This window comes from Alteromonas sp. KUL17 (genome assembly GCF_006538305.1).
In the GTDB taxonomy this organism is placed as follows: Bacteria; Pseudomonadota; Gammaproteobacteria; order Enterobacterales; family Alteromonadaceae; genus Alteromonas; species Alteromonas macleodii.
Genome location: NZ_BJKJ01000033.1, coordinates 25,398 through 45,882, shown reverse-complemented (window position 1 = coordinate 45,882; position 20,485 = coordinate 25,398). Strand labels below are relative to the sequence as shown.

General features: G+C 45.7%; 17 protein-coding genes and 1 tRNA gene. 6 read left to right on the top strand and 12 right to left on the bottom strand.

All coding sequences use genetic code 11. The annotated features are described in order from the left end of the window. Positions 1-1,269 (top strand): reverse transcriptase domain-containing protein (locus KUL49_RS19145; RefSeq protein ID WP_207308468.1); only part of this gene is annotated, 1,269 nt, incomplete at its 5' end. Between the two features lie 406 nt (positions 1,270-1,675). After that, complete coding sequence (locus KUL49_RS19140; protein WP_014947779.1) at positions 1,676-1,924, top strand: DUF2960 family protein; 249 nt, start codon at positions 1,676-1,678, stop codon at positions 1,922-1,924. A 136-nt stretch (positions 1,925-2,060) separates the two neighbouring features. Here KUL49_RS19140 and KUL49_RS19135 read toward each other — a convergent pair whose 3' ends face one another. From KUL49_RS19135 to KUL49_RS19120, 4 genes are all read right to left on the bottom strand, one after another. Beyond that, positions 2,061-2,690, bottom strand: a complete 630-nt coding sequence (locus KUL49_RS19135; protein WP_131138295.1) for a hypothetical protein — start codon at positions 2,688-2,690, stop codon at positions 2,061-2,063. A 149-nt stretch (positions 2,691-2,839) separates the two neighbouring features. Beyond that, the gene (locus KUL49_RS19130; RefSeq protein WP_014947777.1) at positions 2,840-4,609 is read right to left on the bottom strand and encodes a BCCT family transporter; all 1,770 of its coding nucleotides are present in this window, start codon (positions 4,607-4,609) and stop codon (positions 2,840-2,842) included. Between the two features lie 103 nt (positions 4,610-4,712). Further along, on the bottom strand, positions 4,713-6,125 hold the full coding sequence (nhaC, locus tag KUL49_RS19125; RefSeq protein WP_131138294.1) for a Na+/H+ antiporter NhaC: 1,413 nt from the start codon (positions 6,123-6,125) through the stop codon (positions 4,713-4,715). 192 nt (positions 6,126-6,317) lie between these two features. Further along, positions 6,318-6,394: transfer RNA gene (locus tag KUL49_RS19120), tRNA-Arg, on the bottom strand. 264 nt (positions 6,395-6,658) lie between these two features. Here KUL49_RS19120 and KUL49_RS19115 point away from each other — a divergent pair. Further along, entirely contained in the window at positions 6,659-7,066 is a 408-nt protein-coding gene (locus tag KUL49_RS19115) for a cytochrome c5 family protein (protein ID WP_014947775.1), read from the top strand. Between the two features lie 103 nt (positions 7,067-7,169). Next, positions 7,170-9,770, top strand: a complete 2,601-nt coding sequence (locus tag KUL49_RS19110) for an EAL domain-containing protein (protein ID WP_014947774.1) — start codon at positions 7,170-7,172, stop codon at positions 9,768-9,770. 45 nt (positions 9,771-9,815) lie between these two features. On the opposite strand, the gene rep is transcribed toward KUL49_RS19110, so the two are convergent. Continuing rightward, the gene (gene rep, locus KUL49_RS19105) at positions 9,816-11,831 is read right to left on the bottom strand and encodes a DNA helicase Rep (protein WP_039226949.1); all 2,016 of its coding nucleotides are present in this window, start codon (positions 11,829-11,831) and stop codon (positions 9,816-9,818) included. A 112-nt stretch (positions 11,832-11,943) separates the two neighbouring features. On the opposite strand from rep, the gene KUL49_RS19100 reads away from it, so the two are divergent. Further along, the gene (locus KUL49_RS19100) at positions 11,944-12,195 is read left to right on the top strand and encodes an accessory factor UbiK family protein (RefSeq protein ID WP_014947772.1); all 252 of its coding nucleotides are present in this window, start codon (positions 11,944-11,946) and stop codon (positions 12,193-12,195) included. A 101-nt stretch (positions 12,196-12,296) separates the two neighbouring features. On the opposite strand, the gene ubiA is transcribed toward KUL49_RS19100, so the two are convergent. Continuing rightward, positions 12,297-13,154 carry a 4-hydroxybenzoate octaprenyltransferase gene (gene ubiA, locus KUL49_RS19095; protein ID WP_039226953.1) on the bottom strand — a complete coding sequence of 286 codons (858 nt, stop codon included), beginning with the start codon at positions 13,152-13,154 and terminating at the stop codon, positions 12,297-12,299. After that, a complete protein-coding gene (locus tag KUL49_RS19090; RefSeq protein ID WP_014975276.1) occupies positions 13,151-13,720 on the bottom strand; it encodes a chorismate lyase in 570 nt (189 codons plus the stop codon). The genes ubiA and KUL49_RS19090 overlap by 4 nt, the downstream gene beginning before the upstream one ends. 148 nt (positions 13,721-13,868) lie before the next feature. On the opposite strand from KUL49_RS19090, the gene KUL49_RS19085 reads away from it, so the two are divergent. Further along, positions 13,869-14,282 carry a flagellar basal body-associated protein FliL gene (locus KUL49_RS19085; protein ID WP_131138293.1) on the top strand — a complete coding sequence of 138 codons (414 nt, stop codon included), beginning with the start codon at positions 13,869-13,871 and terminating at the stop codon, positions 14,280-14,282. 55 nt (positions 14,283-14,337) lie between these two features. Here the strand turns inward: KUL49_RS19085 and glpG are convergent, their stop codons facing one another. From glpG to KUL49_RS19060, 5 genes are all read right to left on the bottom strand, one after another. Beyond that, positions 14,338-15,201, bottom strand: coding sequence for a rhomboid family intramembrane serine protease GlpG (glpG, locus tag KUL49_RS19080; RefSeq protein WP_131138292.1), 864 nt, complete (start codon positions 15,199-15,201; stop codon positions 14,338-14,340). A gap of 140 nt (positions 15,202-15,341) precedes the next feature. Next, positions 15,342-15,653, bottom strand: coding sequence for a thiosulfate sulfurtransferase GlpE (glpE, locus tag KUL49_RS19075; protein ID WP_131138291.1), 312 nt, complete (start codon positions 15,651-15,653; stop codon positions 15,342-15,344). Then, the gene (tdh, locus tag KUL49_RS19070; RefSeq protein ID WP_014947766.1) at positions 15,653-16,678 is read right to left on the bottom strand and encodes an L-threonine 3-dehydrogenase; all 1,026 of its coding nucleotides are present in this window, start codon (positions 16,676-16,678) and stop codon (positions 15,653-15,655) included. The genes glpE and tdh overlap by 1 nt, the downstream gene beginning before the upstream one ends. Beyond that, positions 16,675-17,871, bottom strand: a complete 1,197-nt coding sequence (locus KUL49_RS19065; protein WP_131138290.1) for a glycine C-acetyltransferase — start codon at positions 17,869-17,871, stop codon at positions 16,675-16,677. Before KUL49_RS19065 ends, tdh begins: the two co-directional genes overlap by 4 nt. A gap of 163 nt (positions 17,872-18,034) precedes the next feature. Further along, complete coding sequence (locus tag KUL49_RS19060; protein WP_131138289.1) at positions 18,035-20,479, bottom strand: bifunctional diguanylate cyclase/phosphodiesterase; 2,445 nt, start codon at positions 20,477-20,479, stop codon at positions 18,035-18,037. Between the last annotated feature and the right edge of the window lie 6 nt (positions 20,480-20,485).

Below are 20,485 nucleotides of genomic sequence, written 5' to 3'. Positions count from 1 at the left end.
CAACTTTCGTTCGTGTGCCCGGGGCTTAAAGAACACATACGAAGCAGAAACGAGATTTACTTGGCAAAATCAGCTCTTCAAGAAATATCATCGCTTTCCAATTTGGAAGCTGTCTGGAAGGAAATGTTTTCGAGCATTCCTAAGAAAAAAAGGCACAGCTCTGGTTTTGATGATATCTCAGCAGAATATTTTGAAAAAAATAAGAAAACCTTTCTAACCAATATTAGCCGTCTTTTACTTACTAAAGATTACAAACCCCTCCCTCTTGTTGCTTATTTCATTCCCAAAAGCAGCGGAAAAGACAGAGTTATCTGCGTACCCACTATAACAGACAGACTAGTCCAGCGAGCGGTCTTGAGCTACCTGAATGAAAAAGGTTACACCCTAGACAATAAAATCAGCTTTGGCTTTATCAAAGGCTCAGAGAATGGCGTGAAGCCCTCCTTAAATAAAGCTATAGAGTTAAGGAATAGCTCACGGTGGGCATACAAAGCGGATATTAGTGCATTCTTCGATACTGTAGATAGAGACTTACTTAAACGGGCTATTACCAAAAAAATAAGAGCAGCTTCGATTCGTGAGCTAATTTGCAGCTTTGTTGATACAGAAGTAAAGGTGAGAAATTCATCTGAAAAGAACAAGCTAAGCAAAAACGGGATCAACGATGGAATAGGGCTTAGACAAGGCATGCCAATTTCGCCTTACTTGGCAAACTTATTCTTAGGGGACTTCGACAAACTTATTATTAAGAAAAGGATTAAAATGGTTCGCTATGCAGACGATCTCATTGCGTTTGCAGAAAGCCGCAAGGACTGCGAAAGCATTCACACCCTTTGCAAAGCGAAGTTGAGTTCACTAGGACTCAAAATACATGATATCGCCCCTGGCAGTAAAACAGAGATTAAGGAGCCAAACGAGACCGTAGAGTTTTTGGGCGTTGGACTAGAAGATACCCCCACGGGGAAATATCACTTAACAATTCCACATTCGAAAAAAAAGCTAATCAAGAACGAACTCTATAAGTACAAAGATATATCTTTCTGTGTAAAGCACGGCTTAAATATATCGAAGCTCCAATCATTAATGTTAAACAAAATTGACGGGTACTTGGAAGCTTACAATCATTGTAAGAACGTCCAGTCACTAGATAACTTTCTGACTGACACCTATCGACAAATTATGCATGCCATATTGCTTGACGAATACGACATCGATCTGAATTCTCTGTCGAAAAAGCAGATAGCCTTCTTAAGATTGACAATCAAGTAGCGCCGAAAAATTGCTACACATTTGCTACATATTTCAAAAAAAGAAATTTTAAAAAGGAAAGAATAAGGCTACAGCCCTTTAAAAAAAGGACACTCAGCAAAATTTGAACACGAGACCCCTGCCTCCGGAGTGAAAAGCCATTGCTCAGCTTTTCATGGGTTACTCTCAATCGCCCTATCAAAGCTTTTAATGTTGTCGAAATAAAGCTGGCTCAGCCGGCTTTTCTTTATTTGGTATGTCGCACTGGCAAAGGCTAGCGCTTTTAAAGCTACTAAACTCTTCGTCAAACACCTCACACTGCGATTTTGCCACCCGCTTTTTTTTAACACGCTAATTATTGGCGCGAATTGAGTTTATAATAGCGGTCAAACAGTTTTAGAATTACATCGACCAACTTGAGTAGAACATGGCCCATAAAGTACGTTATAAGTTTAAAGGTGTGGCAAAAGAGATAAACTTTTCTTACAGCCGCCATCAAAATATGCATGAAGCCGTGGCCGAAGCTGAGGGAATAGACCTTTCCCAGTTCCTGCAAACTGAACAGCAACTTGCCGCTATCAGTAAAGATAAAAAGACCGTAAGAAACTTCAGAGATACCGAATTTGCAAAAATGGGGTTTTCTGATTTGTATTTTTTAAAAAACGGGCAAGAATGATGGTTGCGCCCTTTCAACACATACTAGGCCTTTGAACTACTTTGCTTTTGGGGATTAACGGCCAAACCTTAAAAAATGGAGGGCTTTATAGTGTTCGAACCTCTGACTCCGAAGTGCAAAGCCACCAATCAGCGCTTTATGGGTTACCCTCAACTAGCCCATGAAAAGCCTCAATCGCCCTATCAAAGCTTTCGTCATTATCGAAATAAAGCTGACTTAGTCGGCTTTTCTTGATTTTGTAGGTAGCGCTGGCAAAGGCTAGCGCTTCTCTAAAGCTGCTAAACTCTTCGTCGAACACTTTAAACACCTCGCGCTGAGGTTTTGCCACCCGCGTAATACTCCCATTCACTTCATAATCGAACCCTGCAAATTGAAGACGGGAAAGGGTTTCTTTGCCTAATCGCAAGCCGCCTTTTAGGCTTATTTGAAATGCCGCGTCCATTTCTTCAATTTCTTCTATGCTCCAGTGGTTAAACACCCGAATGGCCTTTTTGTACTTTTCCGCCAACCGCTTTTTTAACACGGTTATTCTGGGTTCTAGCGTGGCGTTGTTTTCATTTTTTAAAAGATCAGTGCATTCGTTGCATGCAGGCACGGAAATAAAATCGGCCTGTAGGTGTCCGTCTTGCCAGTCGTGAATGAATTTTATGGGTGGAATAAAGTCTTGCCGTGCAGCTTCGCAGCCGCAGTAAATGCAGCGATTAAAATTAGCCGAATGTACCGCGTTTAGTGGCTGATAGAATTTCTGATAATTCTTAACTGACATTCTGCTACATACGTAAAGTTGAAAGGGTGCAAACGGTGATTACAGTACCACAGTCGCTTTTTTAGGGTACGCTAATTGTGCTCAGCTAATACAAACGCATACAAACGCCGCCCTTGTGCGGCGTTTGTTTCATTCAGATACGATAAAAGCTACAACCGCGACGGTCTACTGTGCGGGTCGCCCTCAACGTGGCCTTTTGGCGGTCTTTGTTTAGGCTTTGCAGCAATAGGTGTTTCGCCATCACTCTCTTCGCCCTCTTCATCAATATCCCATGTACCTTCTTCGCTCCACGGGTCGTCGTCGGGGAATTCCCCTATATTGATTTCTTTTACCGAGTAATCGGGCTGATAACGCATGTCGTAATTGGCCGCCCGCACTATGGCAATACATAACATTAAGGCCACAGCTAATAGCGGAACGCCCCCGATTATCGACGCCGTTTGAAGCGTTTCTAACCCACCAACAAACATAAGCACTATAGGCATAAACGATAGCGCGAATGCCCAGAACAAACGGTTCCAGCGCAATGGCTCTTCGTCTACTTCTTTTTGCACTACAGCTGCCAGAATGTAAGAAATGGAGTCGAAGGTAGTTGCGGTAAATATTAGCGCTAACAAGGTGAATACAAAAATGACTATGTAGTCCAATGGCAGCGTGTGTAGCATGGCGAAAATAGCGGCCGTAGGGCTTTCTTGGTTAAGAATACTCACCACGTCTAGTTCACCCGAAAGCTGCAAATACAAGCCATAATTCCCCATTACCATGAAGAATAAAAAGCAGCCCATGGTGCCGAAGAACATGGAGCCCGCCACCATAGTGCGAATGGTGCGCCCCCTTGAAATGCGCGCGATAAAAAGCCCTACGCTTGGTGCAAATACCAGCCACCATGCCCAGTAGAATATGGTCCAGTCTTGAGGGAAATGCGTGTTTTGAAAGCCATTAAATTCAGCAAAAGGCTCTAGCCAGGTAGCCATTTTAATGATGTTGCTAAGTACTCGGCCCAAAGCATCTAGGCCGGTATTGGCCATAAACAACGTAGGTCCCACAACAAATATAAATAGTAGCAATCCTATGGCCAGCCAAAAGTTAATGTCTGACAGCAGCTTAATGCCCTTCTTTAAACCTACATACGCGCTGTAGCCAAAGATAGCTGTACAGGTTACTAGCACCAGAACTTGGGTGGTAAGTGATTTAGGCACGCCGAATAGTTCGTGCACCCCTTCGTTGATCATAGGCGCAGCCAAACCTAACGTGGTCGCCCCGCCGCCTAACATTCCGAAGATAAAGCTGATGTCGATAATTTTACCCAGCCAGCCGTGAGCCATTTTCTCGCCAATAACCGGCATGAGTGCTTCAGATATTTTAAGAACGCTGTGATTGCGCACATAGTAGAAGTACGCAATAGGTACGGCGGGAATGAGGTAAATTGCCCAGGCAAGCGGGCCCCAGTGGAAGATACCGTAGGCTGCAGCCCATTTTGCGGCTTCGGGGGTTTCACCTTCTATGTGAAACGGTGGCGCTTGGTAGTAGTACACCCATTCAATCATGGACCAATACAAAATAGACGCGCCTATGCCTGCACAAAACAGCATGGCAGCCCATGATACTGGCGAGAACTCGGGTTTCTCTTCCGGGTCGCCTAGTTTTATTTGTCCAATGTCGCTGAACATGATGTAAACCATGAACCCACCAGCGCCAACGCCAAGCAAGAGATATAAAACACCTAGTTTACTGGTTACGAAGTCTTTTGCGGCTGCCACCCACTGTGCGCCTTGGTCCGGCCAAATAATTAGGGGAATGGTGACAGAGAGAAGAAGAATAAGAGAGCCAAAAAAAGTGGGCTTGTCGATTACGCTAAACGCGCCTTCCTGTTTAATAATGGCCTTGGAGGAGGCCGCATCTCGGGTATTACTACTCATACACGATCCTTTGTTTTGTTTTTATAGATGCCCTATACGTTTGGCTTTAAACGGGCGATCTTAAAAAACAGTTTATCAAAATTGTGTTAGCTATTGGGCTGCTTCAAATCGGTGTGCGTTTATTCATTCGTGCTTTGGTTGTTAGCATGCCCATGCCCAATGCGGCCATGGATACCGCAATAACGCCGTTTAGATAGTTGAAGAACGCGTAGGGCACGTAATCGAGCACGTTAACGCCCAGGGTGGCAGAGTAAAACGCACCCGCCGTTGTCCACGGAATAAGGCCTGTGGTCATAGTGGCACCTTCTTCTACCGACCGAGATAGCACAGCGGGGTCAAGGTTCTGCTGTTCATATTTCGGTTTAAACAGCTGGCAATTCAAAATGATAGAGATATAGGCCTCGCTCATGGCCACATTGCCTAGAAAACCAGACGCAATGGTCACGGCAATTAGGGTTGCTGTGCGTTTTACCCGTTCAATAATGCCTGTCAGTAACGCAGCTAGAAAGCCTGCACCGTGCAGTATGCCACCCAATGCGATTGCCATTAAGGCGAGGAGCAACGTCCAGCTCATACTGCTGATGCCGCCTCGTCCTAGTAAGGCATCTAAATTTGCGATACCCGTATTTTGAGGGGTGTTTTCCCACAATGCGTTAAGCACGCTAATGGTATTGGTGTCTTGGTAGAAAATAGCAATGATAACGGCAAGCAGAATACTGCACGACATGGTTACTTCAGCCGGCACTTTTTTAATGCTTAGTACTGTAAGCAATACTAGAGGTAACAGTGTTACATAGGGTGCAAGGTTATAGTGGTTGGCAAGCGCTTGTTTAATTTGAACTATCTGTTCAACATCTATATTCTGGTTTGCGTAGCCGAACCCTATTAATAAGAAAATAACGAAGGTGAGAAGAAAGCTAGGCAGTGTAGTTAGCAGCATGGCGTACATATGTCGATACAGGTTGGTACCCGCGCTCATGGATGCGAGGTTGGTGGTATCAGACACCGGGGACATTTTATCGCCAAACGTCGCACCACATACCACCATGCCCGCCACAATGGGGAGTGGTATGTTCATGGCAGCACCAATACCCATCAGCACTACACCCATAGTGCCCACCGTACCCCACGATGTGCCTGTAGCCACCGACATTACCGCACACAAAATTAATCCCACCGCCAGGAAGATACTGGGGTTTAGCCAACTTAAACCGTAATAAATTAGCGTTGAGATAGTGCCGCTTTGCATAAAGCTGGCGATAACCATACCAATGAGAATAAAAATATAGATTGCAGGCATGGCCCGGGTTAATGCGCTGGTCATTAAATCGCGGATTTGCAGGTACTTGTACCCCAAGCTAAAGGCATTGATACCAGCCCATAGCAAACACAGAAATAGTAATGCATGCAGGCTAATGCCCAGACCAAATAATCCGCCTGCTATCAGTGCGACAATAACACCAAAACAAAGTAGTGACTGAGGAAAGCTCGGGCGTTGAATAGACTGTGGCGACATTATTGGCACGTTGATACGCTTAAAAATGAACTAGTAAAAAACAGTATAACGACTTTGCTATGCGTTGGAATGACTTTGATGTTGCATTGGATTGGGCGTTAGAGTTGCAGCCACGTCTAAGGTAGGCGTGCCCGATTCTGATATAGAAAGGCTGAAGGGGATTATTCCTTCATAGATCACTAAAAAAGGAAATGGCCCGCCCTAGAGGATTCGAACCTCTGACCTCGGCCTCCGGAGGGCCGCGCTCTATCCAGCTGAGCTAAGGGCGGATCGTGCTACGGTTGTAATAACCGTGTACGTTCGCAAAGGAAAAATACGCAGTTAAATGTACGCTGCAAACGGGGCGTAATAATACTTACGCGGTGGGTTGGCTTCAACTCATTTATTAAAATCTCTTTAGGTGGCTTGGAACAAGTGTTAAAAATCCTTACTTTTTATGGGTAATTGGCTTCAAATAGTTGTTCAACACCAATTAACCGTTATAATCTGGCCAGTTATATTTTAAACAAATTCATCATTGCCTGGAGACAGATGTGAAATTAAAGACTTGGTTAACTGTTGCTGCTACTGCGCTAACTGTTTTTGCAGCACAAGCACAAGAAATGAGTAACGATGAAATTGCCGATCGCATTAAGCCGGTAGGTCAGGTACACGTTGCAGGCGCAGCGGCTGAAGGAAGTGCTGGCGCAGCTGGCGGTGCAAAGTCTGGTGAAGACGTTTACAACTCTGCATGTGTTGCATGTCACTCAGCAGGCGTTTTAGGAGCTCCTAAAGTTCACGTTGCAGCAGACTGGCAACCACGTCTAGACGAGCGCGGTCTTGATGGCGTATGGCAAAACGCATTAAACGGTATTAACGCTATGCCTCCTCGTGGTACATGCGGTAACTGTTCTGATGACGAAATTAAAGCTGCAATTGAGTATATGATTGAAGGTATCTAATACCCGCTAAATCGTAACAACTTGATGGAAAAAGTAGCGTTTTACCCTCTAATCGGGTAATTTAACCCTTTGGGGAAACGTTACTTTTTTACTGGCGAGCGGGATGTCACAAGATTCGACGCAACATGAGTTGACGGAAGAAGAACTGCGCGAACTTATACCGCAGCTTCAGCAACTCACTGACAAGTACAAGCGCGCTGAACGTGTTCAGAAGGCGCTTTTCGACATTTCTGAACTTGCCAGTTCTGTAAGTCACCTTAATCGCCTTTATTCCGCTATTCATGAAATCATTGCCGATTTTATGAATGCCGATAACTTCTTTGTCGCCTTTTACGAACCCGACAGTAACGTTGTCGATTTCGCTTACTTCATTGACGAATTCGACGAACAAACCGTTCGCCAGCTCCCCGCTGAATCGTTAATGGACGGCATGACCGGTTACATTCTCAAAACCGGCGATCATCTATTTTACAAACGTGACGACGAAGAAAACTTTGCCTCTCAGCATGATATAAAGCTAGTTGGCTCACAGCCGTTTGAGCTGCTGGGCGTGCCCCTTAAACGAGGAAGCCAAGTCATAGGTGCCATGGTAGTGCAAACTTATGATGAGGGTGTGCACTATACGCAAGAAGATTTAGAAGTACTGCTGTTCGTTTCTCAACACATTGTTACCACGGTTGATAGAGTAAAAAACCGTGAGCTCACTGAACGCACCATCCGCGAACGCACCCGCCAACTGCGAAAAATTAACGACGACCTTCAAGAAGAAATATTAGAGCGCCAAAAAGTAGAGTCGCTACAGCAGGCTTTATTCGAGATATCTGAGCTGGCGGCTAACCTTGAAGGCGATATGGATGTGTTTTACTCCAGTCTGCACGAAATTTTAGCCAGGCTAATTAGCGCACCTAACTGTTACATTGCCATTCTTGACAAGGAAAAAGAGCTACTCGCATTCCCGTATTTTAGTGACGCACAAGAAAAGAACATAAGTTCAAGGCCTTTGGGGCTTGGTCTAACTGAATTCGTATTGCGAACGGGGCAAGCTGAGCTGGTTAACCCGCCCAGAGTATTGGAGCTTGCAGAGTCTGGCGATTTGGATGTGTCTGTTGCGCAAACTATGCTAAACAGTGCGAACTCGTGGTTAGGTTCGCCGCTTGTTGTAGATGGAGAAATTGCAGGTGTTATTGCCGTACAAACTTACGGTAAACACGCTAAATATAATTCTCGCGACCAAGAGCTTTTGCGCTTTGTATCACACCATATCGCGGTAGCCATTGAGCGTAAGCGCAATACCGAGTCGATGCAGCGCTATAACGTTGAGCTTGAAGAGCGCGTTAAAGAACGCACAGCCGAGCTAAACCGTGCTAATAAGTTCTTAAAGCAACAAATTGAAGAGCGTAAAGAGATTGAGCTTAAGCTTATTCACGATGCGCATCACGACTCGTTAACTGATTTGCCTAACCGCGCCATGTTCACTAGTCGCCTAGAGCTGGCTATAGCCAGTAAGCAGCGTTACAGCGAAAACATGTTTGCGGTGCTGTTTATCGACCTAGACCGCTTCAAAGTTATTAACGATACCCTAGGTCATCACGCCGGCGATGAGTTCTTAATTGAAGTAGCTAGACGTATTGCGCTGTGTATTCGTGGTCACGACCTGTTAGCGCGCTTAGGCGGCGATGAGTTTGTTGTACTGCTTGATAACTTTGAAGATGAAGCAGACGTAGAAGAAGTAGCTAGCCGTATAATTTCATCTATTTCCGAGCCGTTCTTGCTTGATGGTCGGGAGATGTATTCAGGTGCAAGTATCGGTATTGCGCACTTAGAAACCTACTATCGCGCCGCAGATGAAGTGCTTCGTGATGCCGATGCCGCTATGTATCAAGCGAAAACGCTAGGCCGCGGACGCTTTGTTATGTTCGACAAGAGCATGCGCGACAGGCTTATTGAAGAACTTGAGCTTGAAAATGAGTTCAGACGTGCACTGCGTGAAGAAGAGTTCGATTACTTCCTACAGCCCGTTATAAAGCTTAATGACGACAGCACACTGTATAAAGAGATGTATATTCGCTGGTCGCACCCTGCCTACGGCAAGATTGCCAGAGAGCAGTTTAGACAAGTGGCAGAACATAGTGGCCTTACGCTAGATTTAGACCTATTCCAGCTAACCAAAGCCTGCGAGCTGTTAAACCATTATAAAAACACCGACGACCCGATAAATAAAATAGCGGTTAACGTTTCAATTAATCATCTACTACAGGCTTCTATGGTGAACCAGATGATTAATGTGATTGAAACATCAGGTATTACGCCTAGCCAGCTGGTATTTGAGTTTGATGAAAACGACTTAAATCGCCGCTCTCAGTTCATTCTTCCTGCTATTAAGAAGTTAAAACGTGCGGGCGTAACTTTGGTACTGGATAACTTTGGAAGCGGATTGGCTTCATTAAGTTATTTGTTTGCCTACCCCTTCGACTTCATCAAAATTGATCATCGCTTTGTTAAGTCACTGCCTCGCTCTCAACGAAACTTAAAGCTTATTCAGTCTGTCATGCTTATTTCAGAACATTTGAAGTTTCAGGTTATTGCTGAAGGCGTAGACTCACAGGCGCAGCTAGATGCACTTAATGAAATTGAATGCATTTATGGCCAAGGCAAAGTATTGAAGCACGCCAAAGTGCTGGATATGACGTCGCTAGCAAGCTGATAATTAGTACTTACTTGCTAGCATAAGCTCGTCTCAAATAGCAGGCTACTTTTTCCCTAGAATATCTCGTAGATTAGCAATTCCCACCTGCGCCTTTTGCTGGCGCTCTTCTTTTGTCGCCTTCGGTTTCTGATTTTCCCACTGTACATCGTCAGGCGGCAGTTCGAACAGAAAGCGGCTTGGCTCTGGGTTAATCACTTCACCAAATTGTCGACGCTCTTTAGCAAGGCTGAATATAAGCTCGCGCTGGGCGCGAGTAATTCCCACATAAGCAAGTCGGCGCTCTTCTTCTACGTTGTCTTCGTCAATGCTGCTTTGGTGCGGCAATAAGCCTTCTTCCATGCCCACTAAAAATACAATAGGAAATTCCAAACCTTTTGAAGCGTGTAGCGTCATTAATTGAACTTGATCCCCTTCCCCGTCGTCTTCGCCGCGCTCCATCATGTCGCGCAATATCAGACGGTTCACCACTTCGGTTAAGGTCATGGGTTGGTCTAGGTCATTGCCTTCCAGCATATCGTTAACCCAACCGAATAAGGTACTTACGTTGGCCATGGCCATTTCGGCGGCTTTGGGGCTGGCGCTAGTTTCATATAGCCATTCTTCATAGCCCATAGTGCGGATCATGGTACGAACCGCGTCAGCGGTATTGCCACGCTCGGCATTGTCCGACAACTCCACTACCCAGCGGGCAAAGGTGGAAACAGAGTGAAAAGCTTTGTCGGGCAGCACGCTGTTTAAGTTAGGGTGCGTTGCCGCTTCGAACATAGACACGCCCAAACTATTAGCAAAGTTACCCAGTTTTTCCAGCGTAGCGCGGCCTATACCGCGCCCTGGCGTATTAATAATGCGAAGCAAAGCGTTATCGTCGTCCTGGTTCACTAACAACCGTAAATACGCCATGATGTCCTTCACTTCAGCACGGCCAAAGAACGACATACCGCCGCTAATTTTGTACGGAATGCGGTTACTCATTAACAGCTTTTCAAAAATACGGCTTTGGTGATTCCCACGATACAATATGGCGTAGTCTTTAAACTGGGTGCGGTTCATGAACTTATGCGCCAGCAGTTCGGCCACCACGCGCTCACCTTCATGCTCTTCGTTCTTCGCCTCTATTACTTTTAGCGGCTCGCCGTACTGCAGCTCTGAGAACAGGGTTTTATCGAACAAATGCGGATTGTTCTGAATAAGAATATTCGCGCAATGCAGAATACGGCCTGACGAGCGGTAATTTTGCTGTAGCTTAATGACGTTTAAGCGCGGAAAGTCTTGCTGTAACAGGTGCAAATTCTGCGGCTTAGCGCCACGCCATGAATAGATAGACTGGTCATCGTCGCCCACCACGGTAAAGCGCGCACGCTCACCTACTAATAGCTTTACCAACTCGTACTGACTGGTATTGGTATCTTGGTACTCATCCACCAGCAAGTAGCGAATCTTGCTCTGCCATTTGGCTCTTATTGCTTCGCTACTTTTTAAAAGCAATGTAGGTAATAAAATTAGGTCGTCGAAGTCTAGCGCGTTATATGCCTTAAGGTTGTCTTGGTAACGCTTGTAGGCTTCTGCAAACTCTCTCTCGCCCGTGCTGGTTGCTGATTTTAATAAAGCATCAGGCAAGATAAGGTCGTTTTTCCAATTCGATATGCAGCTTTGTAAAAGCTGAAGCTGATCTTTATCGCCATCGAGGGTGTCGGACGTCAAATCGTTCAGCAACGCGAACGAGTCTTTATCGTCGAATAACGAGAAACCTGGCTTTAAGCCAAGATCTTTCACATGCGCTTTAATAATGGTTAAGCCCATGGTGTGGAAGGTCGACACTTTTAGCCCGCGCGCCTCTGGCTTGCCCAAGGTCTGCGCTACACGTTCTTTCATTTCACGTGCTGCTTTGTTGGTAAAGGTTACCGCTGCAATGTAGCGAGCTGGCATATCGCAGTTTCTAACTAAATGAGCAATCTTATTGGTAATTACGCGCGTTTTACCACTACCCGCCCCAGCCAGCACCAAACATGGGCCAGACACAAAGGTTACGGCAGACTCTTGAGCTTCATTTAGTTTCATTTAATACCTAGAACAACGTACATTTTTGGCGCGACACAGTTTTCATTGCATGTCGTGTCGATACCGATAGAATAGCTTTCATAACTTGAGCTGCGCATTATAAGGGAATTCCATGTTGGATCCGAAGAAACTCGAAGATTTAGCGAAACAAATTGCTGATGCCGTTCCACCTGGCGTTAAAAACATGGCTGAAGAAGCCGAAGGTCGAGTAAAGGCGGTATTGCAGTCGCAGCTGTCTAAGCTTGATTTAGTGACTCGCGAAGAGTTCGATATTCAAAGCCAAGTGCTTATTCGCACTCGTGAAAAGCTAGACGCTATGGAAAGCCGCATTGCTGAACTTGAAGTGAAGCTAGCGGAAAAGTAGGCGTTCAAAGCTTATAGAAACTCAAAAAGCGTCTTTATGGCGCTTTTTTTGTGGCTGAATACCGTTAACAATGGTTTGTATTGGGCTAGTTACTTTTACTGTTACACCAAATAAAAATGTAGTGCCGTTCCTAGCGTGATGGCTAAACCAATGTAGTGATTTTCAATAAACGCGGTGAAGCAGCCTTCACGCTGACGGCGTTTAATAAGCTGATACTGGCGCACGCATAGCAGAGCCGAAAACAGCACGGCTAAGTAGTAAGGCCACGTTGCGTTAATAGCACAGCCTATACACCACAAAATGGCAAGGGCAGCGGCCTGTAGCAGCATGACTATGAGTACGTCGTTTTTTCCAAACAATATGGCCGTAGACTTAATGCCTATTTGTAAGTCGTCATCGCGGTCTACCATGGCGTACATGGTGTCGTAAGCTACCGTCCATAGTAAGTTAGCAATAAACAACCACCAGCCGTACGCTGGTACTGTTTCTATCACAGCCATAAACGCCATAGGAATGGCCCAACCGAACGCGGCACCCAATACCACCTGCGGTAAATTGGTGTAACGCTTCATGAAGGGGTAGCTTGCTGCTAGGAGTAAGGCTACCACCGACAACGCAATGGTTTGCCAGTTGAGGAATAACACTAAGACAAATGCTAAAGCGATAAGCGCAGCAAAAAGTTGTAGCGCTTGTTTGGCCGACACTTCTCCGGTTGCAAGCGGACGCTGGGCAGTGCGCTTTACGCTACCGTCTACTTTTCTGTCTGCATAATCGTTAATCACACACCCGGCTGAACGCATGACAACTACGCCTGCCACAAAAATGAGCGTAATGCCTAAAGGCGGTAAACCTTGTGCAGCCATAAGAAGCGCCCACAGCGTAGGCCACAGCAGCAAGTAAATACCGACTGGTTTATCAAGGCGCATCAGTCGCGCATAGGCGTTCCAATTGTGCTTCATAATTGCTTTTCGCTTTCCTTTTCGTTTTTAGCAGAGCGGCTATACGCCGGTGAGGACGGAAGAAATACCTCTGCTACTATCATGCTGTAGTTGCCTAACGTAAACAACGAGCGCCTGCCCCACAAGGTTTGATTACTGTTAATACCAAACTGCGAAGCTGGCACTGTACACAGTTGAAACTCCGAGCGTGTAAAGCGCTTATCGTTAAACAAACGTTTTCCTAAAGGCTCTCGACCAAGGTCTGAAAGCTCGCTGTCAACAAAGGCTTGAGGGATGATAGAACGTGCAAACACCCATGGCTTATGATCGCCGCATAAGAGAATTTCTCGCGCTTGATAATGGGTTTCACCGTTGTCGAGTAACAACGACAGTTCATTGTCGTGAGGGATCTGCTCGTGCTGGCCAATAAGCTCTAGAGAAAAGTGGTTGCTTAAAGACTGTACTCGCTCGGTTAACGACCCAGTGTCTAACAGCCAGTTTTTTAGCTGTGCATTAGGAATTGTGATGCCAGAAGGTGCTTGCCAGTCAACCGCCAAACCCACTGGAAAAGTGGCATTAAAACTCACACGAAAAGCCCGAATAATGAATCTGTTAGTATGATAACACGTCATGTTCAATTATTTTCACTCGGTTAAACTTTTGCAGTAGTGTGTTTAATCAGAGTTTTGCTACACTACCAAGTGAATTTATTACTTTGGTGTTTCGGACTTCACTATGCTTAAGTCTTTAGTTTTACGCGTATTTGCGGTTAGTTTTTTGGTCCTTGGTTGTAACGCAGCAGTGGCGCAAGACAAGGCCAACTATGCTTATTTGGGCTTAGAGCCAGAGATTGTTACCAACTACATTAGCGATAGCGCACAAAAGCTAGGCTATGTACGCGTGTCAGTTGAATTGATGATCCACGATGTCAACCAGCTTGAAATTGCTGAACACCATATGCCGTTACTGCGCTCTACTGCCATTGAAATATTCGGCCAGCAACCGGCAGAGAAGGTTAAATCACTAACTGGTCGTGAAGACATTCGCCGCGCTATTCTTAAAGCGTTGCAAGAGCACATGAAGCAAGAGACAGGCGGCGAAGTGGTGAAGAACGTTATCTTCACCAAATACTTATACCAAGGCGGTTAAAAGTTGATAACGGGCTAAAAGGCTAACGTACGCCTTTTAGCTACATAAAACGCCACTAGCGTTTACCCGACCCAAGACTTAAGACCCCGGCGAGCAAACATCCAGAAATAAGCCCCGCTGTATGTGCAGCATTTGCCATGTTTACCCACAAAATATCGGCATAACCTAGTACCAACCACACCAACATAAAGCCTACAATTGAATTTGGCAGCGACAAGCCCCAACTTGGTCGCAACCAGCCTAGCCACCACACAAAGCCCATTACGGCATACACCACACCAGACAAGCCGCCAAACAAGAACAGGTTGCCTTGCACAGGGTCACTAAATAAGGCTTGTGCGGCGTTCGAAATAGTGGCCGACACTAAGAACACAATAAGTAGCATGCTCATGCCAAGGGTGCGTTCAATTTTAGCTCCCAGCATGCCCCACCACAGTAGGTTAAATATAATGTGCAGCGCCGAAAAATGAATGAACGCAGGGCCTAGTAATCGCCACCATTCGTGATTTTGCGACAAAATGGAAAATGGCTGCATCAATAAATGCTGTGCGATAGGGGCAAACAGTCCAAACAATGACAGTAAATAAACCGCAACACACAGAATAAATACCACCGAGGTAAAAGGCGCTTTCACGGCATCGGCAATGATATTACCCACGGAAAAGCCATTACCCGAAGGCGCCAGCCGTACGTTCTTGCCATTATCCCATGCGGCTTGCTGGTACTTCGGATCGGTAGGGTTTGCCAAAAAGCCATCCGCAATAATTTTTGCACGGTCGAGATGGTCGTGATTATCTAATACCACCACGAACTCTTTATCGTGCTGTATTACAGCGGCCTGAATGTGCTGACTGGTTAAATAATTGGCGAGAAGATGTGCAGGACTTTGCTGATTGAACGCAATTAAAGGATGAGCCATAAGCTAGTTGTTACCCCGAAGCAGAAGAATATGAATGCGATATGACATATACCAAGGGCGCGGTATATAACCTCTTTATACTGAAATACTGCAGTAGCTGCAAAAAATAAAGGTGCACATTGTGCACCTTTATTAAATCGCTATGCCGTGACTACCGGATTTGCCAGTCGCCATGCTTCGAAGCCACCGTCCATACTATAAACGGTTTCAAAGCCTTGCTGTGCAATCACTTGGGCCGCCTGCTGGCTGCTTACGCCGTGGTAGCACACTACAACCACTGGGATATCTTTGGGCGTTTGGTCGATAAACGCTGCAAAGTTGTCGTTGGTCAGCTGCGCTGCGTTAGGCATGTGTCCATTAGCAAACGATTGAGGATCGCGAATATCCACAATGGTTACGTCACCTTGAAAGTTTGCAACGTCGTTTACGCTAATGTGTGAGAATGTTGTCATTATTGCCAGTCCAGAATAACTTTACCTGAGTGTCCAGACCCCATGGTATCAAACCCTTTCTGAAAGTCATCAATAGAAAAGGTGTGTGTGATGATAGGCGATAGATCTAAGCCACTCTGCAGCAAGCTCGCCATTTTGTACCACGTTTCGAACATTTCACGGCCGTAAATACCTTTTATCACCAAGCCTTTGAAAATAACCTGGTTCCAATCGATGGCAACATCTTGTGGAGGTATTCCCAGCATGGCAATTTTGCCGCCATGGTTCATTTTGTTCAGCATGTCTCTGAAAGCCACCGGCACACCAGACATTTCCAGACCCACATCGAAGCCTTCTGTCATGCCAAGTTCGTTCATTACGTCTTTCAAGTCTTCCTTGCTTACGTCAACGGCACGGGTTGCACCCATTTTTTTAGCAAGCTCAAGACGGTAAGGATTAATGTCGGTAACCACGACATGACGAGCACCTACATGCTTTGCAACTGCAGCAGCCATAATACCTATTGGGCCGGCACCGGTTATCAGCACGTCTTCACCCACCAAGTCGAAACTTAGTGCAGTGTGAACAGCGTTGCCAAACGGGTCAAAGATAGACGCAAGGTCGTCACTAATGTTGTCTGGAATTTTAAACGCGTTAAATGCAGGAATTACCAAGTATTCAGCAAAAGCGCCCGGGCGGTTTACCCCTACGCCTTCAGTGTTGCGACACAAATGTACACGACCTGCACGACAGTTACGGCAATGGCCACAGGTAATATGGCCTTCGCCCGAAACACGGTCGCCAACCTTAAACCCTTTCACTTCTTGGCCCATACCTACGACTTCGCCCACATACTCGTGGCCTACAACCATAGGTACCGGAATGGTTTTCTGTGACCATTCGTCCCAGTTGTAAATGTGCATGTCGGTGCCGCAAATGGCGGTTTTGCGAATTTTAATCAGTAGGTCATTGTGTCCTACTTCAGGCTCTGGCGTGTCTTGTAGCCAAATACCTTTTTCTGCCTTCGCTTTAACTAGCGACTTCATGAAATTACTCCCAATTCACGGCCAACTTCAATAAATGCATCTACCGCTTTATCAACATGTTCAAGGCTATGACCTGCTGACATTTGCGTACGAATGCGGGCCTGACCTTTCGGCACAACAGGGTAAGAGAAACCGATAACATAAATGCCTTTCTCAAGCATCTTGTCTGCCATTTCGCTAGCTAAACGGGCATCGCCTAGCATAACAGGAATAATAGCGTGATCTTTACCAGCTAATGTGAAGCCCGCTTCTTCCATACGCGTACGGAAGTGATTGGCGTTGCGCCATAGATTAGCGCGAAGCTCGTCACCTTCTTTCATCATTTCAAACACTTTAAGCGATGCTGAAACGATAGGTGGCGCAACCGAGTTTGAGAAAAGATAAGGACGCGAGCGTTGACGTAACCACTCTACGACTTCTTTTTTGCCCGAGGTGTAACCGCCAGACGCGCCGCCTAGAGCTTTACCTAGAGTACCGGTGATGATGTCTACACGACCCATAACGCCACAATACTCATGGCTGCCTTTGCCGTTTTCGCCAAGGAAGCCCGTTGCGTGACAATCGTCTACCATTACCATGGCGTCATACTTGTCGGCCAGGTCGCAAATAGAGGCTAAGTCGGCGATCACGCCGTCCATTGAAAACACACCGTCGGTGGCAATAATTTTGAAACGCGCGCCATCGGCATCAGCTTGCTTTAACTGCTCTTCTAATGCTGCCATATCGTTATTGGCGTAGCGATAACGCTTAGCTTTACACAGGCGCACACCGTCAATGATACTGGCGTGGTTTAACGCATCAGAAATAATGGCATCTTCAGGGCCCAATAGCGTTTCAAATAAACCGCCATTCGCGTCGAAGCACGATGGGTACAAAATGGTGTCTTCTGTACCGAGGAAGTCGCTGATAGAGGCTTCCAGCTGCTTGTGAATGTCTTGTGTACCGCAAATGAATCGTACAGATGCTACACCAAAACCATGGCTATCCAGGCCTTTCTTTGCTGCTTCAATCAAGCTTTCATTGTTTGCAAGACCAAGGTAGTTGTTGGCACAAAAGTTAATTACGTGCTCGCCGTTAGCAACACCGATATCCGCTTGTTGTTGCGACGTGATAACACGCTCTTTTTTGTACAAACCATCTTCTTTCGTGGCTTCAATTTGCGATTGCAAATGAGAAGTAAATGCCGCAGACATGCCATTCTCCGAGTGTAGGTATATTAAAACCGTTAGTGTAATGAAAGCGCGGTAAAGGGTACACACCCTTGCGCTGTATTTAATGGGTTTGTCGACTAAGTTTGTAAATTATTCAGCACACTACATTGATGAAGCGTGCACCTTTTGAAACGGTAAAGTCGCCCTAGGCGGATTCTTTCCAAAAACCAAACTCTACTTTGTCGCTTAACACGTCCCAAATGTTAACCTCAGGAATAGGTCTGCTGATAAGGTAGCCTTGACCCAGGTTGCAGTCGAAATGACACAGCAACTCGTACTGTTCACTGGTTTCAATTCCTTCTGCCACCACTTGCATTCCCATGTTGCGCACCATAGAAATCGTAGAGTGAACAATGTTTCTATCGTCAGCACTGCTGGCGATATTTGCCACAAACGAGCGGTCAATTTTGATGTAGTCGGCGGGTAACGATTTAAGATAACTCAACGACGAATAGCCCGTGCCGAAATCGTCGATAGCCAGCATGCACCCCATGTCGCGAATATTTTGCATGATGGTAGTTGCACGCTTGATGTCTGATACCAATACCGTTTCGGTTAACTCTAAGCAAACTTGGTCGGGCGCTATGTCATTTTTGATAATTTGCTGCTGCAAGAATTCAGGCAAACTCGGGTCTAAGAACTGACCCGCTGACAAATTAATCGCCATCTTCACGTCGGGGTAGCCGCTATTTTTAAGCTCTCTGATTAAATAAGTTGAGCGCGTAATTACCCAGTAATCAAGCTCAAGCATGAATGACGTGTTTTCAAGAAGCGGTATAAAATCGGCCGGGGAAATATTGCCCTTTTTAGGGTGATGCCAACGCAATAGCGCTTCAAAGCCCACCAGCCTTCCCGTGTGCATCTCAATTTGGGGCTGAAGCGCTAAGCTAAACTGATTGTCTCTAAGGGCTTCACGCGCCTCTGACTCTAGCTCAACCTTCTGCATTACTTTAAGGTTCATGGTAGCGTCATACACGCGATACTCCGCCCCTTTTTTGGCTTTGGCTTCGTACATCGCAATATCAGCATGACGCAGCAGTTCTACTGGCGTGGCGCGAGAGTGGTTGGTAATAGCAATACCGATACTAATAGAAACGTAAAAGGTTACGCCATCTACAATGATTGGCTCTTTAAACTCTTCTATCAGCTTTTTGGCTACCGTATCTACGTGCTTTTTGCTTTCGATATTTGAAAGTAAAATAACAAACTCATCACCGCCAAATCGAGATGCAATATCCGACTCTCTGATCGGCTTAGAAATACGCATAGCAGCAGCTTTTAAGAGCTTATCACCGACGTCATGACCGTGACTGTCGTTAACCTTTTTAAAGTCATCAAGGTCCATGAACATCAGTGCCACTAACCTATCGTCGCGAATTGAACTAGCTAGCTGCTTTTCTATTTGAAACGTCAGCATATTACGGTTGGGAAGTCCGGTTAACACATCGAACATCGCCATTTTTTCAAGCTTTGCTGTGTTAATAGCCATTTGTCCGTCAAAGCTTTCTAGCTGGCGCGCCAGATTATTTGCCGCGTCTTCAACAACGTCCAATTCATCTGTGAATTTGAAAATAGGCGACTTCCTTCGTTTAGCTGCTATGGTGTAAAACTCGCTAAACTTGTGTTCGGCCAGCATAGGCAAACGTTCGCTTACATCTAACAAGCGTATTCTGTATTGATTTAGGAAAAGGTAAAGCAGCGAAGAGAAAATAAAAAATAGCGCAACAGCGCTAGAAATAACTATGTACTGGTATTGTTCGTTTTGACGTACCATGGCCGACACGTCTTGCACAATGAGCAAGTAAGGATGATCACCTGATGCGTGATTAAAAGGCAGTAAACTAACCAGCAACTGCTGATTTTCCAGCGCAACGTTCATGCCTCTAATAACTAAATCGTCAATTCGCCAATTATCGGGTAACGCATCAAATAGAGATTGAAAGTATTGTCGATTAGCCGCAGACACTTGGCTTGCCACCCTTAATTCTGACAACTCAGATGAGGTTTCTTTGTGCTGGACGACAGCAACTTTGTGCACATCGGTAGCGCGACTAAACAGGTATAGCAGTTCTCTCATCGACGTGGACACAACGATGACAGGCAAGGTTTCACCGTTTGCCATAATTGGAATTGAAATGTAGTGTGTGCATACCGAGTCACAGGACAATAGTGAGCGGCTTTCAAACGACGCCCGAGTGGTATTCACTAGCTTTTCAATGGTTTTATTTACTGGCTGTATCGGGTTACCAACAACACCGTGTTCGTCAAACAAGTACAGCGATTCAACTTGAAAGTTAAGGGTCAGGTATTCACTAAGACCGCTAAGCGTTTGTTGTAGCGATTCAAGGCTATCTGCGTTGCCTCCACTCTTATGGCTGATGATATCAATAAGCGTGATCATTCTGCCGTGCAGAATGTCTTCAAAAAGCTGAACCCGTCGTTGATTACTGACTTGGTTTTCCCGTTGCTGGAGCAGAATTCGAGCGTCAGACTCCTGAATAAGAACCGTTGATATAACCACAGCCACAGTTAATACCATAGCCAACAAAATTGTGATGGTTTTAGTGGTGAAAGATACCTGAACCTTCATCTAATG

What these genes read in the sequence shown, in the direction of transcription:
- nhaC (WP_131138294.1), bottom strand. Translation starts at nt 6,125, where the DNA reads ATGTCGCCACAGTCTATTCAACGCCCGAGCTTTCCTCAGTCACTACTT.
- rep (WP_039226949.1), bottom strand. Translation starts at nt 11,831, where the DNA reads ATGAAACTAAATGAAGCTCAAGAGTCTGCCGTAACCTTTGTGTCTGGC.
- tdh (WP_014947766.1), bottom strand. Translation starts at nt 16,678, where the DNA reads ATGAAGTCGCTAGTTAAAGCGAAGGCAGAAAAAGGTATTTGGCTACAA.
- glpG (WP_131138292.1), bottom strand. Translation starts at nt 15,201, where the DNA reads ATGGCTCATCCTTTAATTGCGTTCAATCAGCAAAGTCCTGCACATCTT.
- KUL49_RS19130 (WP_014947777.1), bottom strand. Translation starts at nt 4,609, where the DNA reads ATGAGTAGTAATACCCGAGATGCGGCCTCCTCCAAGGCCATTATTAAA.
- KUL49_RS19085 (WP_131138293.1), top strand. Translation starts at nt 13,869, where the DNA reads ATGCTTAAGTCTTTAGTTTTACGCGTATTTGCGGTTAGTTTTTTGGTC.
- KUL49_RS19060 (WP_131138289.1), bottom strand. Translation starts at nt 20,479, where the DNA reads ATGAAGGTTCAGGTATCTTTCACCACTAAAACCATCACAATTTTGTTG.
- KUL49_RS19110 (WP_014947774.1), top strand. Translation starts at nt 7,170, where the DNA reads ATGTCACAAGATTCGACGCAACATGAGTTGACGGAAGAAGAACTGCGC.
- KUL49_RS19100 (WP_014947772.1), top strand. Translation starts at nt 11,944, where the DNA reads ATGTTGGATCCGAAGAAACTCGAAGATTTAGCGAAACAAATTGCTGAT.
- KUL49_RS19065 (WP_131138290.1), bottom strand. Translation starts at nt 17,871, where the DNA reads ATGTCTGCGGCATTTACTTCTCATTTGCAATCGCAAATTGAAGCCACG.
- KUL49_RS19135 (WP_131138295.1), bottom strand. Translation starts at nt 2,690, where the DNA reads ATGTCAGTTAAGAATTATCAGAAATTCTATCAGCCACTAAACGCGGTA.
- ubiA (WP_039226953.1), bottom strand. Translation starts at nt 13,154, where the DNA reads ATGAAGCACAATTGGAACGCCTATGCGCGACTGATGCGCCTTGATAAA.
- glpE (WP_131138291.1), bottom strand. Translation starts at nt 15,653, where the DNA reads ATGACAACATTCTCACACATTAGCGTAAACGACGTTGCAAACTTTCAA.
- KUL49_RS19140 (WP_014947779.1), top strand. Translation starts at nt 1,676, where the DNA reads ATGGCCCATAAAGTACGTTATAAGTTTAAAGGTGTGGCAAAAGAGATA.